Raw genomic sequence first — 15,613 nt, 5'->3', positions numbered from 1 at the left:
AATCAAGAAGTATTAAATTTTAACTAATAAATCTCATTAATAAATTTATTACTTTTAAAAGCTGATAAAAACAACAACCTAATGAAGCAAAAAGAAAAAATAGAATATATTATAAAAGAATTAAACAAACTTTATCCTAACCCTATCGCGCCATTGGAACATCAGGATATTTTTACATTATTAATATCAGTATTATTATCAGCACAAACAACCGATAAAAAAGTAAATGAGGTAACACCTGCTTTTTATAAAGTTGCTCCAAATGCTTTTAAAATGGCAGAATTACCAGAATGGGAAATTAAAGAATATATTAAAGAAATAGGTTTATCTAATACTAAATCGAAAAACATACATAAATTAGCCAATATATTAGTAGAAAAATATAATGGAGAAGTTCCTGAAAGTTTTGATGAATTGGAAGCATTACCAGGAGTTGGTCATAAAACAGCTTCGGTTGTAATGAGTCAAGGATTTGGACATCCTGCATTTCCTGTAGATACCCATATACATAGACTTATGAAACTTTGGAAACTTACTAATGGAAAAAACGTAGAAGAGACTGAAAAAGATGCAAAACGTTTATTTCCCAAAGAATTGTGGAATAAGTTACATATACAAATTATTTTCTATGGACGGGAATATTCTCCGGCAAGAGGTTGGAGCCTGGAAAAAGACTTTATTACCAGACACTTATTAGAAAATTAGCATATTATGAATGATTTTTTGTCGTATGAATTTATAGATTCAAGTAATTGTATAAATACTTTTGATGAAGCTCCTCTATGGAGTTCCAGATTTGGATTCTTATTACTAGATAATATAAAATTAAAACCTAATTTAACAGTAATTGATTTAGGTTCGGGAACAGGCTTTCCTTTATTGGAAATAGCCGAACGTTTAGGAAATTCTTCTAAAATTTATGGTATAGACCCTTGGGAAAATGCAAATAAAAAAGCAAAACAAAAAATAAAAGAATATAATTTATTTAATGTCGAAATAATAGAACAATCTGCTGAAAAACTTCCCTTCAAAGAAAAATCTGTTGATTTGATTGTATCAAATTTAGGTATTAATAATTTTAAAAATAAAGAGTTAATTCTCCAAGAATGCTTACGTGTTCTGAAGATTAACGGAAAATTAGCTATAACTACCAATTTATATGGACATTGGAAAGAATTTTACTCTATTTTCGAATCCACTTTACATGAATGTAAATATCCTTATTTAATTGATAATTTACATCAAGAACAAATACAACGAGGTACAAAGGAAAATATTTCAAAATTATTCGTAAATCAAGGTTTTTCTATTACAAATAGTATTGAAAGTCAATTCACCATGAATTTTTTAAACGGAACTGCTTTTTTAAACCATCATTTTATAAAATGTGGCTGGCTTAGCTCTTGGTTTTCTCTATTTCCTGATTCTGCAATTCCAAAAATATTCAAAAAATTAGAATACAATCTGAATATTTACGCTGAGGAGCATAAACAAATTTCTTTATCTATTCCTATGCTTTTTCTAGAAGGTAAAAAATTATAACCAAAATTTTATTACATTTAACTTCAATTTAAAAAAATGAAAAATATTGTACTTATTTTTGGAGCTCTATATGGATTAACCTCTGTTATTTTAGGTGCTTTAGGGGCCCATGCTTTTAAAAAATTACTTTCTGTTGAAAAGTTAACAAGCTTCGAAACCGGTGTCAGATATCAAATGTATCATGCATTAACTTTATTGATATTAGGGTTTTCTTTATCTTTTACTACAGGATTAGAAAAATGGGCCAGTTGGGGAATTATAATCGGAACTTTTCTATTTTCTGTGAGTATCTATTTTTTATCTTTTTCAGAATACTGGAATATAAATTTAAAAATTCTTGGACCTATTACTCCTATTGGAGGAGTATTTATGATTTTAGGATGGGTATGCTTATTATTTTACTTTTTTAAATATAGATAAATGCTCTTTAATAAAAGGCTTAACTTTTAAGATAACAAAATCATTAGACAACATAAGATAAAATTTTGAGGAATCTTTTTTCAACTCACTTTGATAAAAATCATCAAATAAATTAGGTAAAAAATCCTGTAAATGGACGCTTTGATGGAGACTTGTATTTTCATAGCAGGCTACATCTTTTCTATGAACATATGGAGGATAAATAGTAAATGTAGGTTTTTGGAGTGCCTTCGCAATTAAAACAGCTCTGCTATCATTGCCCATAAATAAAGTACAATTTTGCATAAAAGAAGCATATTCCCTAACTGTTTTTCCTACAGGCTGTACAAATACCTTTGTGTTTGCATTAAGTAATGAAAGTAATTCATTTATCTGTTTATATTGTGAGGGTAAATAATTAAACAATAAATCTGCTCGATAATTTACCCATATAAAATCTATAAATTTAGCCATATTACCTAAAGTCCATGTATTTTTAACATTAGAACCTAATACTCCTAACATAATTATAGGCCGGGTAAATCGAATCCCGGAATTAATCATTTTTTCTTTGGCCTCCTTTATTTCTTGTTCTGTAAGATATATTTTTGCTTGTGGATCTATAGGAACCGGATTATCTTTTAAAAATTCCTCTATTACAACTAACCTGTTTTCTAATAGATTACAGGTTTGTGTAACCGGAACGGTAACTTTTGTAAATGTTTTATCATAAATTTTATTAAATAAATTTTGCGAAAAACCATATTTCTTTTGCGATTTAGAAAATATAGTAAATAAAAAACTACTCAAATTTTGAGATAGATTTATTAAGATATCATATTTTTCACTTTTTATTAATTTAATATATTTATATAAAAAAAATAAAGACCTTACACGATTACTGTCTAGAGCTATAATTCTATCGATATTAGGATTCTTTTGTAAGACTCCCATATATCTCTTATAACATAAAAAATCAATCTTACTATGTGGATATATTTTTTTTAGGTTATTAGCAATTACACTGGAAACTAAAACATCTCCTATGTTTTTATACTGTATAATCAGAGCTTTCACAAGCCTAACTTTTTCATAAACTATATAGAGACGTTATGTTCTCGTAAAGCATTATTTAAAGATGTTTTTTTATCTGTACTTTCTTTTCTTTTACCTATAATCAAAGCACAAGATACACCGTATTCTCCAGCAGGAAATTTTTTAGTTATAGAACCGGGAATTACTACTGATCTTGGTGGAACATAACCTTTATATTCAATAGGTTCTGAACCTGAAACATCTATAATTTTAGTTGATGCCGTTAATGTTACATTTGCGCCTAAAACCGCTTCATCTCCAACTTGTACTCCCTCCACTACTATACACCTAGAACCAATAAAACAATTATCACCTACAATAACCGGAGCTGCTTGTAAAGGTTCTAAAACCCCACCAATTCCTACTCCTCCACTTAGGTGTACATTTTTCCCAACTTGTGCGCAACTTCCTACTGTTGCCCAGGTATCTACCATAGTTCCTTCATCAACATAAGCTCCAATATTCACATATGATGGCATCATAATAACCCCTTTAGAAATATAAGCACCTTTTCTTGCTGTAGCCCCGGGAACTACTCTTACTCCTTTTGCCGCATAATCTCTCTTCAATGGAATTTTATCATGAAATTCAAAAATACCTATTTCAAAAGTTTCCATATTTTTAATCGGGAAATATAATACTACTGCCTTTTTTACCCATTCATTTACCTGCCATTTACCATCTCCTAAAGGTTCTGCTACTCTCAATTTCCCTGAATCTAATAACTCTATCACTTCATTAATTGCCGTATGGTATTTGCTTTCAGATAACAGAGAACGGTATTCCCAAACTTTTTCAATAGTATGTTGTAAATCTTTCATATTCTTTTTTTAAATGGCAAATTTAATAATTTCACATTAGTCTTAAATGTTATTTTCATTTATATTCTTTATATTCATATATAAAATTATGATGTATACTCTAAATAACCTAAAATAAATACTTTATTTTATTTCATTTAAAAATTGGGCATCATATAATTTTTTATAATATCCCCCTTTCTCTAAAAGATCTTTATGCTTTCCTATTTCAATTATCTTTCCATGATCCATGACAATAATTTTATCAGCATTTTTTATGGTAGCTAATCGGTGAGCAATAATAATTGAAGTCCGGTTACCTGTAAGTTTATCAGTAGCACTTTGTAATAATTCCTCGGATTTCGTATCTATAGAGGATGTAGCCTCATCCAAGACTAAAATAGAAGGATTGTATAAATAAGCACGTAAAAAAGATATTAATTGCCTTTGCCCCAAGGAAATAGAGGACCCTCTTTCACTCACTTCATAATTATATCCATTTGGAAGGCTCATAATAAAATCATCAATTTGTATTTCTTTAGCTGCTTTACGTACCTCATCATATGTTATATTTTTATTTCCAAGAGAAATATTTTCCAATATCGTATCATTAAATAAAAATACATCCTGTAAAACTACGGCAATATGAGAACGCAAATTCTGTAATTTATATTCTTTTATATCTGTTCCGTCTATGTAAATATGCCCACCTGAAATATCGTAAAAGCGACTCAATAAATTTATAATTGTGGATTTACCTGCTCCGGTTGCTCCAACAATAGCTACCTTTTCACCGCTGGAAACATTAAAAGACAAATTTTGTAATATTTCTTCTCCTTCTTTATAGGAAAAAGATACATCTTCAAAACGGATATCCCCTTTAATAAAATCTTTTTTTACATTTCCCATATCAGGAATTTCATGATTGGAATCTAAAACTGTAAAAACTCTTTCTGCACCAACAATCCCTCTTTGTATTGTATTAAACCTATCTGCTATCTGTCGCATTGGTCGAACAAGCATATTAATGTATGAAGTGGTAAAGGCAATTACAACTCCCGGAGAAATATTATGAGCAGTCAATGCATCATATCCAGCATACCAGATCATGACCCCAATAGCAATTCCTGTAATAATATCTACAATAGGGAAAAAAAGTGAAAAGTAAAAAACAGTCTTTAAATATGCTTTTTCTAATTTCTCATTTATTTTGAAAAAATTATTATATTCTCTATTTTGTTGATTAAAAACCTGAACAATTGTCATTCCTGTTAATCTTTCTTGTACAAAAGTATTTTGATTGGCAGTTTGAGTTCTTTCTTCTGAAAAAGCCTTCTTAATTGCTTTTTGAAAAACTCTGGTTATTATCAGCATAATAGGAAAAATAAACATAGCTATGGTTGCTAATTCCCAATTAATCCAATACATTGTTCCTACAACAAAAATAATCCGTAAAATATCTCCCAATACCATTAAAATACCATCAGTGAAAATTGTAGAAATAGTTTCTATATCGGAAACTGATCGAGTTACTAATACTCCTATAGGCGTTCTATCAAAAAAAGCCGATTTAAAATAAATCAATTTCTTATACAATTTAATCCTTAAACTTCGTATTACATTCTGTGCTACAAAATTTGAAGAATAAACTAATAAAAATTGAAAAACGACTTCGGCTATAAGCAATAAAAAAATAAATAATAAAGTTTGATATAAATCTGAATAACTTTTATTTTTTAAAATATCTATGTCAATAGTTCTACTAATTAAAACTGGGCGATAAGAGGAAACAAACGCTAAAATTATGGCTACAAATATTGTAGAATAAAACCAAAATGTGTTTTGGCTACCCAACTTTACCAAACGGGAAAGCGCTTGCCCTGTACCTACTTCAGAAATTTTATTTTTGGGTCTATTTTTCATGATAAATACTTTCCGGATATTCAATTTCCACCAAGGTTAGTCCTTGAGCCGGAGCAGAAGTAGAGGCAAATTTACGGTCCTTTTTTTCAATAATTTGTCTAAAATTTTCAACATCTAACTTTCCTCTGCCTACATCTATTAAAGTTCCTACAATAGCCCGTACCATATTTCGTAAAAATCGATTTGCAGAAATAGTAAAAATAAGCTCTTCCTCTTTCTGTTCCCAAAAAGCTTTATAAATATTACAATTATTCGTTTTATTATCTGCATGAAGTTTAGAAAAACTTGTAAAATCTTTATAATGCAATAGCAATTGGGCAGATTCATTCATTTTATCTATTCTAAAATCATAATAATAAAACTGAGCGTGAAACTCTTGTTTAAAAGGATTTTTATAAGTAGATATGTAATATTTATAGGTCCGTTTTAATGCATCAAAACGAGCATGGGCTGAATTTGAAACTTTAAAAATATTTCTAATTGCAATATCTGAAGGTAGGTAAGAATTTAATCTTTTAACCAAGTTTTTGGGAATATCATCGTCATAATCAAAATGTGCAAACATTTCTTTTGCATGAACCCCAGTATCAGTCCTTCCTGCTCCAATAGTTTTAATTTCCTTATTAAGTAGTAAACTGAGTGACTTTTCTATTATTTCTTGTATGGAAATTTGCTCCGGTTGACGTTGATATCCATAATAATGAGTTCCATTGTAAGAAAATTGTATGAAATAACGCAAATTTATTGTATTTTTAATGCAAAAATATTGAAAAAAATTTTACTTCTCTCAGATAGTCATTCTTATATCGATGAAAAAATTTTACATTACGCCTCACAAGCAGATGAAGTATGGCATGCAGGGGATATTGGAGATATAAAAGTTTCTGAAGCTTTACAAAAGATTTCTCCAGTATTTCGTGCTGTATATGGAAATATCGATGGAACAGAAATAAGAAAAGAATTCCCTCTAAATCAACGTTTTTTTTGTGAAAATGTAGATGTATGGATTACTCACATTGGTGGATATCCAGGAAAATATGCACCGTCCATACGAGAAAAAATATATAAATCTCCACCAAAACTTTTTATATGTGGTCATTCCCATATATTAAAAGTAATGAATGATAAAAAACTAAATTTACTGCACATGAATCCTGGAGCTATAGGTATTTATGGTTTTCACAAAGTACGTACTATGCTTCGATTTGAAATAGATAAAAATAAAATACAAAATTTGGAAGTAATTGAGTTTAAACGTTAAATATTTTATCTAAATCATTAATATTAAAAAAATAATTATCATATTATAAAAAACTTATACATTTTATATACTTCATTATTTAAATAACACTAAAGCAAATAACTTTAAGACATTTAATTTTATCTTTTTAACATGTCTAATCAAATATAGAAATATTAAAAATATTTAAATTTAAAAAATAAATTAGAACTTAATTTCAATGTTTTATCCCCGTTCTTTAATTTAAAGTATTTCTTATCAACTTTTATTTACTTGAAAAAATTATTTAAATAGGATAAATATAAAAAAATAAGATAATGTGGGTAAAAATTAGGGGTGTTTTAATTTTATTTTAATTTTATTTTTATATTTGTCCTATAAAAAATATAGCTTTATGTCAACTTTACGATTTTCCGCTCTAAAAAAACTTCCTTATTTGCAACCTAGACGCATAGAAGTTCCTAAAAAATTATCTGAATTATATTGTGAACATGTATTCTCAGAATCAACTATGAGAGAATATTTAACGAAAGATGCTTATCAAAGCATATTAGATGCCATCAAATTTGGTAAGAAAATCAATCGTGAGATTGCTGATCAAATTGCTGTTGCAATGAAAGATTGGGCTCTATCTAAAGGAGTTACGCACTATACCCATTGGTTTCAGCCCTTAACAGGAGAAACTGCTGAAAAGCATGATTCATTTTTTACACCTATCGGCGAAGGCAGAGCTATTGAAAGATTTAATGGATCTTTATTAATTCAACAAGAACCTGATGCTTCCAGCTTTCCTAATGGAGGAATAAGAAATACTTTTGAGGCTAGAGGATACACTGCATGGGATCCTACTTCTCCTGCTTTTATTATAGATACCACTTTATGTATCCCGTCTGTATTTGTTTCTTATACTGGAGAAACATTAGATTATAAAACTCCTTTATTAAAAGCTTTACAAGCGGTTGATGAGGCAGCTACAGATGTTTGTCAATCTTATTTTGACAAAAATGTTACAAAAGTACATTCAACTTTAGGCTGGGAACAAGAATATTTTTTAATTGATTCATCATTATTCCAAACACGTCCAGATTTAGTGCTTACCGGAAGAACTCTTTTGGGGCATGCTCCTGCTAAAGGGCAACAATTAGAAGATCATTATTTTGGTTCCATTCCTACTCGAGTAAGAAATTTCATGAAGGAATTAGAAATTGATTGTATGAAACTAGGAATTCCTGTAACTACCAGACATAATGAAGTTGCCCCTAATCAGTTTGAACTGGCACCTCTCTTTGAGGAAGCTAATTTAGCTGTAGATCACAATTCTTTATTAATGGATGTTATGAAAAAGGTAAGCCGTAGACATGGATTAAATATTCTTTTGCATGAAAAACCTTTTGATGGTGTCAATGGAAGTGGAAAACATAATAATTGGTCTTTAAGTACCAATACGGGTGATAATCTTTTAAGCCCAGGAAAAAATCCTAAAAAAAATCTTCAATTTTTAACTTTCTTCGTAAATACAATTAAGGCTGTTCATGATAATGGAGATTTATTAAGAGCTGCTATCGCCTCAGCAGGTAATGATCATAGATTAGGTGCTAATGAAGCTCCTCCTGCTATTATCTCTGTCTTTATAGGCTCCCAATTAACAAATGTGTTAGACGAATTGGAAAAGGTAACTAAAGGAAAACTATCTCCTGATGAAAAAACAGATTTAAAACTAAATGTAGTAGGTAAAATCCCAGAGTTATTATTAGATAATACTGATCGAAATAGAACATCGCCATTTGCATTTACAGGAAATAAATTTGAATTCCGAGCAGTAGGTTCTCAAGCTAATTGTGGTGAACCTATGACTGTATTAAATGCAATTGTTGCCTATCAATTAAGAAAATTTAAAAAAGAAGTAGATACCTTAATTGAAAAAGGATTGAAAAAAGATGAAGCTATTTTTAATGTTTTAAGAGATTATATTAAAGAGTCTAAAAATATTCTTTTTGAAGGTGACGGATATAGCGATGATTGGGTAAAAGAAGCCAAAAAAAGAGGTTTGGAAAATAGAAAAACTACTCCAGAAGCTTTAAAATTTGAATTAGAAAAGAAATTTATTTCTATTTATGAAGAATTAGAAATATTAAGCCATAAAGAAATTGAAGCTAGAAATGAAATTAAATTAGAAAAATATTCTAAAATGATTTCTATTGAGGCTAAAGTACTAGGTGATATTGCCAGAAATCATATTATACCTGTTGCCGTTGATTATCAAACAAAACTTATTGAAAACGCCAAAGGACTTAAAGAAATTTTCGGTGAAAAGGAAATGAAGTCTATGTGTACGGAACAACTGGATTTAATTAAAAGAATATCTACACATATTACAGAGATTAAAAGTAATGTTGATAAATTATTTACTGAAAGGGATAAAGCCATTAATATTACAAACCCGGCTAAACAGGCTGAAGCATTTTGTAATAAAGTAAAACCTATTTTTAGTTTAATAAGGGAACATTCTGATGCTTTGGAAATGCTTATTGATAACGAAATGTGGCCTCTTACTAAATATAGAGAATTATTATTTACAATAAGATAAATTACTTAAAAAGTTTCAATAAAAAATGGATCCATAACATTATGGATCCATTTTTATTTATTATGTATATAAATAGGATTCAGACTATCAAAAATCATATTTTATTACTATGTTATTATTTATTTTTGCCCCCTTACAAACGTTAATAAAACCAATTATTGTAAAATATGGCAAAACCAGAATTTAAGTATCAGGCTACCTTTGAACAGGGAAAAGATACAACCGAGTATTATTTACTATCTAAAGATTATACTTCAGCTGCTTTTTTTGAAGGAAAAGAAATACTGAAAATTGATCCGGAAGGACTAACACTTTTAGCTCAACATGCTTTTCATAATGTTGAATTTTTACTTCGTCCGGAACATCAACAACAAGTAGCGAAAATATTGTCTGATCCTAAATCGAGCGAAAATGATAAATTTGTTGCTCTTAACTTTCTAAGAAATTCTGAAATTTCAGCTAAGGGAATATTACCTTTTTGCCAAGATACTGGAACAGCTATAATTGTTGGAAAAAAAGGTCAGCAAGTATGGACCGGGGGCAATGATGAAGAAGCTTTATCAAAAGGCGTATTTAACACTTTCACTTCTGATAATCTCCGTTATTCTCAAAATGCGCCTTTAGATATGTATAAGGAAGTAAATACAGGATGTAATCTTCCCGCTCAAATTGATCTATATTCAGTAAAAGGTGATGAATATAAATTTTTATTTGTTGCAAAAGGAGGTGGATCTGCTAATAAAACTTACCTATATCAAGAAACAAAGGCTTTACTAACTCCTGAAAAATTATTCCCATTTTTAGTGGAAAAAATGAAATCTTTAGGAACTGCTGCCTGTCCTCCCTATCACATTGCTTTTGTAATTGGAGGAACATCAGCAGAAACTAATTTAAAAACAGTAAAACTTGCTTCAACCAAATATTATGATAATCTGGCTACTTCTGGAAATGAGGGGGGACGCGCGTTTAGAGATTTAGATATGGAGCAAAGACTTTTGGAAGCAGCTCAAAAACTTGGATTAGGTGCTCAATTTGGAGGTAAGTTTTTTGCTCATGATATACGTGTTATACGCCTACCTCGTCATGGTGCCTCTTGCCCTGTAGGTATGGGCGTTTCTTGTTCTGCAGATAGAAATATTAAAGCAAAAATAAATAAAGAGGGTATTTGGTTAGAAAAATTGGAAGATAACCCTACTCGGTTAATTCCTGAAAAATACAGACAAAAAGGAGAAGCCGGTGGAATTAAAATAGACTTAAACCGTCCTATGAAAGATATTTTAGCTGAACTTTCTCAATATCCTGTTTCTACACGTTTATCTTTAACAGGTACAATAATTGTAGGGAGAGATATAGCTCATGCCAAATTACAAGAAAAATTGGATAAAGGAGAAGATCTTCCTCAATATATAAAAGATCATCCTATTTATTATGCTGGTCCGGCTAAAACACCTAACGGATATGCTTGTGGATCTATGGGCCCTACTACAGCAGGAAGAATGGACTCTTATGTTGATTCATTTCAATCTCATAAAGGAAGTTTAATTATGATTGCTAAGGGTAATAGAAGCCAACAGGTTACTGATGCATGTAAAAAACATGGGGGTTTTTATTTAGGAAGTATAGGAGGACCTGCAGCAATTCTTGCTCAAAACAGTATTAAGAGCCTAGAGTGTGTTGAATATCCTGAGTTGGGTATGGAAGCAATTTGGAAAATAGAAGTTGAGAATTTTCCTGCTTTTATACTTGTAGATGATAAGGGAAACGATTTTTTTCAACAAATTAATCAACCAAATTGCTCAAACTGTTAAAAAATCTAATTTTTTCTTTAATTAATAGTAAATAAAAAAACAGCTCATAAATAGAGCTGTTTTTTATCTAAATGTAATAAAAATATTATAATTTATGACTGGTCTTAAATTTTTCAAATGTTTCTAAAGAATAATCTGGACAAGCCCCTTCGCTATTAGTTATAAATGCACCTAAAGATATAGCATTTTCTATAGATTCATTAACAGAACTTCCTTTTACTTTTTTTGCTAAAAATCCGGCTAAAAAAGAATCTCCACTACCTACTGTATCTCTTATTGCTACTTTAATAGCCTCTGCATAGATATAGTTATCCTTATCATGGTAAACTGCCCCTTTACTACCTTTAGTAATAATTATTGCTTCTAAATTAAAATATTTCCTAACATATTGTACTGCTTTTTCTTCTGTAACATATTCTACTCCGATCCAATCTAAAAGCTGTCTTAATTCAGATTTATTCATTTTAACTAAATCCGATTTTTTCATAAACTGAACAATATCTTCCTGAGAGATAAAAGGTGGACGAAGATTTATATCAAATACTTTATATGGCGCAATGTCTAATAATTTTTGAAGTGTTTGCTTTGAAATATTATTTCTTGTTCCTAAACTGCCAAAAACAAAAGCCTCAGTATTTTTTACTAAGTTCACATATTCATCTTTCCATTCTATAAAATCCCAAGCTACGGGTTCTACAATAGTATAGTGAGCTTCATTATTTTCATCAATTTTAGCAATAACAGTACCTGTATCATGATTGGGATCTATTTGGCACTCATTTACACTTATGTTTGCATTAGATATTTTCTCAAGCAATTCTTTTCCTAAATCATCATTTCCTACACGGCTTATCATCCTAGCATCAATACCCATTTTATTAAGATTATAAGCAACATTGAAAGGAGCTCCTCCTATTTTTCGTCCTTTAGGAAAAATATCCCATAATATTTCTCCGAAACAAACTATGGTTTTTGTACTCTTATTTATCATTTCTTTATGTTTTTTATTGTTAATTTTATCTACACAGATTTTCCAATTATTATTTCAGAATTATAAACTATTTGTTGTTGTAATAAGTTTGTGTTTTCAATTTTTTCTATTAAAAGCTCAACTGCTTTTTTAGATATTTTTTTTATTGGCTGCTTTATATGTGTTAAAGGGACCCTAAAAATATCAAATGCCTCTGATTCATCAAAGGTTACAAGAGCGAGCTCTTCAGGAATTTTTATATCTAATGTTGATAATTTTTTTAATGCTGCTATAGCCAATTTATTACTGGTAAAAAAAAGAGCATCAGTAGTCATTAAATTCAGTTCATCAATAGCTTTATATACTTCTGATTGTGTCTTAGATTCTTCTATATAAATAATTTTTTCAGAATCCAGATATATTTTACTATCCTTTAACGCTTTTTTATATCCTTCTACTCTATTTTTTAAATTTTCTAAATTTTTTTTATATGAAAAAATCGCAATGTTTTTTTTCCCTTTATTTATTAAGTAATTAACAGCTTGATAAGATATTTCAAAATTATTAGTGACTATGGAATCTATTTCCATATTATCTATAGGTCTATCAATTAATACTACCGGAGCTTTAGTTTCTACCAAATTATTAATTATACTTTCTGAGTTTTCAACTGGAGCTATTATAAATCCGTCTACTTGTCTTTTTTGAAATAAATCTATAAGTTGTTTTAATTTTTCTTCATTTTCATCTGAACTTCCAATTAATAGCATGTATCCTCTTTTAGAGGTTTCATCTTCAATAATTCTTGCTACTTGAGAAGTAAAAGGGTTAGCTATGTCTGCTACCAATAAAGCTATTGTATTGGTCTTATTAGATTTAAGACTTTGAGCTATTTTATTTGGTTTATAATTTAGTTCTGCAGCAATTTCTTTTATTTTTTTTGCTGTTTCTTTATTTATGCGATTTACAAATTTATCATTAAGTACATAGGATACTAAAGCAATAGATACACCTGCCTTTTCTGCTATATCTTTAATTGAAGCTCTTTTCATTTAGAATTCAGTTTATTAATTATCTGAGACATCCAGACCTATTTCTTTCTCAATTTGTTCTAAAGATTTTCCTTTAGTTTCTGGTATCCAAATTTTAACGAAAATAAATGCTAATATCGTAAATACTTCAAAAATAGCGAATAAATATTCAAAACTTATTCCTTTAATGATAGGTGCAAATTGTATTGTAAAAAAAGTACAAAGCCAGCTTATTGCTGTGGAAAAAGACATTGCTATACCTTTAATTTTGTTAGGATAAATCTCTGATATAATTACCCACATTACAGGAGCAAAAGAAGCTGCAAAAAAAGATATATAAATTAGTAACGCAATAAGAACCCCAAAACCATTTTGTATAGGTTTTGAAAATTCATAGGTTAAATAGCCTAGTGATATTGCCATACCTACAGCTCCCCATAATAGAAGTGTTTTACGACCTTTTGTATCTACTAGTCTTAAGGCTATAAATGTCATTAAAAAATTAACTAACCCAACTATCATCGATTGAAATAAAGAATCATTTTGAGCAGATCCTGCTGCCTGAAATATATCTGGAGCATACATAATAATTGCATTTATTCCAGTAATTTGTTGAAAAGCAGCTATAAGTGTTCCTACTAAAACCACTTTTCCCATATTTCCTTTAAACAATTTGCCAATAGATATTTTTTCTCTATTTTTTTCTGAATTAATTATTTGTTTCATTTCTGGTAAATCAGTTTTTACCATTTCATCGCCTCCAATTTTTCTTAAAATTTTAATGGCTTCTTCTTCTTTATTCTTGGAAATTAACCATCGAGGGCTTTCTGGAAAATCAATTAAAAGAAAAACCAAATATAAAAAGCCAAATAAAGCAGGTATCACAAGCATATATCTCCAACTATCATCGCCCAGATTAATTAACAAAAAATCAAAAACATATGCTAATAAAATACCAATTGTAATGGCAAACTGATTTAGGGAAACTAATGTACCTCTTTTTTTTGCAGGAGATATTTCAGAAATATACATAGGCCCAACTACTGAGGTTGATCCTACAGCAAGACCTGATAAAACTCTAAAAAATATTAGTATGGAAGATGATGTTGCTAAAGCACATCCTAAAGCAGATAAAATATATAAAATTGCAGTAATAATCATAACTGTTTTTCTTCCCAACCTATCTGCTATATTCCCAGTAAACAAAGAACCTAATAAACAACCTATGGTTAATAGGGCTGCAACAGTTCCTAATCCACTGTCAGTAAGGGAAAATTCATTTTTAATCATATCATTGGCGCCAGAAATTCCGGCCATATTAAGACCAAATATTAAACCTCCGTTTACAGCAACAAAAGTTACCCAATATAAATATTTATTCATCATATAAAAATATTTCACATTTTAAATATGCAAAAATAAAAAATTTAAACGTTTAAACATATATTATTTTCATATATTTAATCGCAAAGCAATAAAAATATAAAAACAATTAATGAAATTATATCATTAAAACATAAAAAACCCTTTAATAAATATATATTAAAGGGTTTTTATTATGTAATTAAAATATTATTTTTTAATTATTATATCAATTATAATAATTCTTCTTTTTAGGTTTTGCTATTTTAGGAGGGTAATTTTTAACTAACGCATTGATGTTTTCTTGAAATAAAGTTGTTTTAGAATTGGAATATTTATTATAATCTACTGTATTTGAGAATTTAGATGTCCAGATTAATTGGTTAGTATGAGCATTATCCATATCTATTTGAAATGTGTAATTTATAATTCTTTTTTTTATGGGAATTCCTATATTGGTTCCCAAACCAAACCATCCACTACCTCCACCAACACCTAAATTTACGGTATTAACATCATTTCCCTCAGCAATTGAAACCATAACAGCTATATAAACATCTGGATTATCTGAAGTTCTTTGTAGCCCTTTATTAATTAAAGAATTATCAAGATTTTTCATGAAATTTAAACTATCAATTTGATTTAATTGAATGCTGTTATTTGTATAATAATCATAGGTTTTTATGTTAGTAAAATTTGTATTTGTATCGTAATCTACAGTAGGTTTTATTGACTGACAATTTATAAAAAGGAAAAAAGAAAGTCCTAATACAATAATTATTTTCATGTATTTAATTATTTTCATTATTAAAGCAAATTTAATAATAATACTCTAAGTATAATACATTTTTTTTGT

Annotated in this window: 14 protein-coding genes; 6 read left to right on the top strand and 8 right to left on the bottom strand. The window is 29.1% G+C overall.

Annotated features, from left to right (window positions below; genetic code table 11):
* Positions 1-81: 81 nt before the first annotated feature.
* Genes nth through C4S77_RS05390 form a run of 3 tightly spaced genes read left to right on the top strand, consistent with a single transcriptional unit; the run spans position 82 to position 1,962 of the window.
* Complete coding sequence (gene nth / locus C4S77_RS05400; RefSeq protein ID WP_105246633.1) at positions 82-705, top strand: endonuclease III; 624 nt, start codon at positions 82-84, stop codon at positions 703-705.
* Between the two features lie 6 nt (positions 706-711).
* Positions 712-1,542: a class I SAM-dependent methyltransferase gene (locus C4S77_RS05395; RefSeq protein ID WP_105246631.1), complete on the top strand. Its 831-nt coding sequence runs from the start codon at positions 712-714 to the stop codon at positions 1,540-1,542.
* A 36-nt stretch (positions 1,543-1,578) separates the two neighbouring features.
* Entirely contained in the window at positions 1,579-1,962 is a 384-nt protein-coding gene (locus C4S77_RS05390; RefSeq protein WP_105246629.1) for a DUF423 domain-containing protein, read from the top strand.
* Here the strand turns inward: C4S77_RS05390 and C4S77_RS05385 are convergent.
* The 4 genes from C4S77_RS05385 to truA form a co-directional block, all read right to left on the bottom strand.
* Complete coding sequence (locus C4S77_RS05385) at positions 1,936-3,018, bottom strand: glycosyltransferase family 9 protein (protein WP_105246627.1); 1,083 nt, start codon at positions 3,016-3,018, stop codon at positions 1,936-1,938. The two genes, C4S77_RS05390 and C4S77_RS05385, sit on opposite strands and share 27 nt — an antisense overlap.
* A 20-nt stretch (positions 3,019-3,038) precedes the next feature.
* Complete coding sequence (locus tag C4S77_RS05380) at positions 3,039-3,857, bottom strand: 2,3,4,5-tetrahydropyridine-2,6-dicarboxylate N-succinyltransferase (protein WP_105246625.1); 819 nt, start codon at positions 3,855-3,857, stop codon at positions 3,039-3,041.
* A 123-nt stretch (positions 3,858-3,980) separates the two neighbouring features.
* Positions 3,981-5,759, bottom strand: coding sequence for an ABC transporter ATP-binding protein (locus tag C4S77_RS05375; RefSeq protein WP_181042830.1), 1,779 nt, complete (start codon positions 5,757-5,759; stop codon positions 3,981-3,983).
* Positions 5,749-6,498, bottom strand: a complete 750-nt coding sequence (gene truA, locus C4S77_RS05370) for a tRNA pseudouridine(38-40) synthase TruA (protein ID WP_105246623.1) — start codon at positions 6,496-6,498, stop codon at positions 5,749-5,751. Before truA ends, C4S77_RS05375 begins: the two co-directional genes overlap by 11 nt.
* A 27-nt stretch (positions 6,499-6,525) precedes the next feature.
* Between truA and C4S77_RS05365 the strand changes: the two genes are divergently transcribed.
* The 3 genes from C4S77_RS05365 to C4S77_RS05355 all read left to right on the top strand — a co-directional run bounded on the left by C4S77_RS05365 (position 6,526) and on the right by C4S77_RS05355 (position 11,394).
* A complete protein-coding gene (locus C4S77_RS05365) occupies positions 6,526-7,020 on the top strand; it encodes a metallophosphoesterase family protein (protein WP_105246812.1) in 495 nt (164 codons plus the stop codon).
* Positions 7,021-7,393: 373 nt separating this feature from the next.
* Positions 7,394-9,586, top strand: coding sequence for a glutamine synthetase III family protein (locus tag C4S77_RS05360; RefSeq protein ID WP_105192844.1), 2,193 nt, complete (start codon positions 7,394-7,396; stop codon positions 9,584-9,586).
* Positions 9,587-9,753: 167 nt separating this feature from the next.
* Positions 9,754-11,394 carry a fumarate hydratase gene (locus C4S77_RS05355; RefSeq protein ID WP_105246621.1) on the top strand — a complete coding sequence of 547 codons (1,641 nt, stop codon included), beginning with the start codon at positions 9,754-9,756 and terminating at the stop codon, positions 11,392-11,394.
* Positions 11,395-11,479: 85 nt separating this feature from the next.
* Here C4S77_RS05355 and C4S77_RS05350 read toward each other — a convergent pair whose 3' ends face one another.
* The 4 genes from C4S77_RS05350 to C4S77_RS05335 form a co-directional block, all read right to left on the bottom strand.
* A complete protein-coding gene (locus C4S77_RS05350) occupies positions 11,480-12,385 on the bottom strand; it encodes a carbohydrate kinase family protein (RefSeq protein ID WP_105246620.1) in 906 nt (301 codons plus the stop codon).
* A gap of 29 nt (positions 12,386-12,414) precedes the next feature.
* The gene (locus C4S77_RS05345; protein WP_105246618.1) at positions 12,415-13,416 is read right to left on the bottom strand and encodes a LacI family DNA-binding transcriptional regulator; all 1,002 of its coding nucleotides are present in this window, start codon (positions 13,414-13,416) and stop codon (positions 12,415-12,417) included.
* 15 nt (positions 13,417-13,431) lie between these two features.
* Positions 13,432-14,781 (bottom strand): sugar porter family MFS transporter, encoded by a 1,350-nt coding sequence (locus C4S77_RS05340; RefSeq protein WP_105246616.1) that lies wholly within the window; start codon positions 14,779-14,781, stop codon positions 13,432-13,434.
* A 205-nt stretch (positions 14,782-14,986) separates the two neighbouring features.
* A complete protein-coding gene (locus C4S77_RS05335; RefSeq protein ID WP_181042829.1) occupies positions 14,987-15,544 on the bottom strand; it encodes a DUF4136 domain-containing protein in 558 nt (185 codons plus the stop codon).
* Positions 15,545-15,613: the final 69 nt, after the last annotated feature.

It is taken from the genome of Apibacter adventoris (assembly GCF_002964975.1).
In the GTDB taxonomy this organism is placed as follows: domain Bacteria; phylum Bacteroidota; class Bacteroidia; order Flavobacteriales; family Weeksellaceae; genus Apibacter; species Apibacter adventoris.
The sequence above is the reverse complement of the archived record's forward strand: the minus strand, read 5'-3'. Positions and strand labels throughout refer to the sequence as shown.

Bases quoted from the DNA above. Each gene is read 5' to 3' on its own strand.
- C4S77_RS05380 (WP_105246625.1), bottom strand. From the start codon at position 3,857: ATGAAAGATTTACAACATACTATTGAAAAAGTTTGGGAATACCGTTCT.
- C4S77_RS05375 (WP_181042830.1), bottom strand. From the start codon at position 5,759: ATGAAAAATAGACCCAAAAATAAAATTTCTGAAGTAGGTACAGGGCAA.
- C4S77_RS05360 (WP_105192844.1), top strand. From the start codon at position 7,394: ATGTCAACTTTACGATTTTCCGCTCTAAAAAAACTTCCTTATTTGCAA.
- C4S77_RS05340 (WP_105246616.1), bottom strand. From the start codon at position 14,781: ATGATGAATAAATATTTATATTGGGTAACTTTTGTTGCTGTAAACGGA.
- C4S77_RS05390 (WP_105246629.1), top strand. From the start codon at position 1,579: ATGAAAAATATTGTACTTATTTTTGGAGCTCTATATGGATTAACCTCT.
- C4S77_RS05335 (WP_181042829.1), bottom strand. From the start codon at position 15,544: ATGAAAATAATTATTGTATTAGGACTTTCTTTTTTCCTTTTTATAAAT.
- C4S77_RS05350 (WP_105246620.1), bottom strand. From the start codon at position 12,385: ATGATAAATAAGAGTACAAAAACCATAGTTTGTTTCGGAGAAATATTA.
- C4S77_RS05345 (WP_105246618.1), bottom strand. From the start codon at position 13,416: ATGAAAAGAGCTTCAATTAAAGATATAGCAGAAAAGGCAGGTGTATCT.
- C4S77_RS05395 (WP_105246631.1), top strand. From the start codon at position 712: ATGAATGATTTTTTGTCGTATGAATTTATAGATTCAAGTAATTGTATA.
- C4S77_RS05355 (WP_105246621.1), top strand. From the start codon at position 9,754: ATGGCAAAACCAGAATTTAAGTATCAGGCTACCTTTGAACAGGGAAAA.
- nth (WP_105246633.1), top strand. From the start codon at position 82: ATGAAGCAAAAAGAAAAAATAGAATATATTATAAAAGAATTAAACAAA.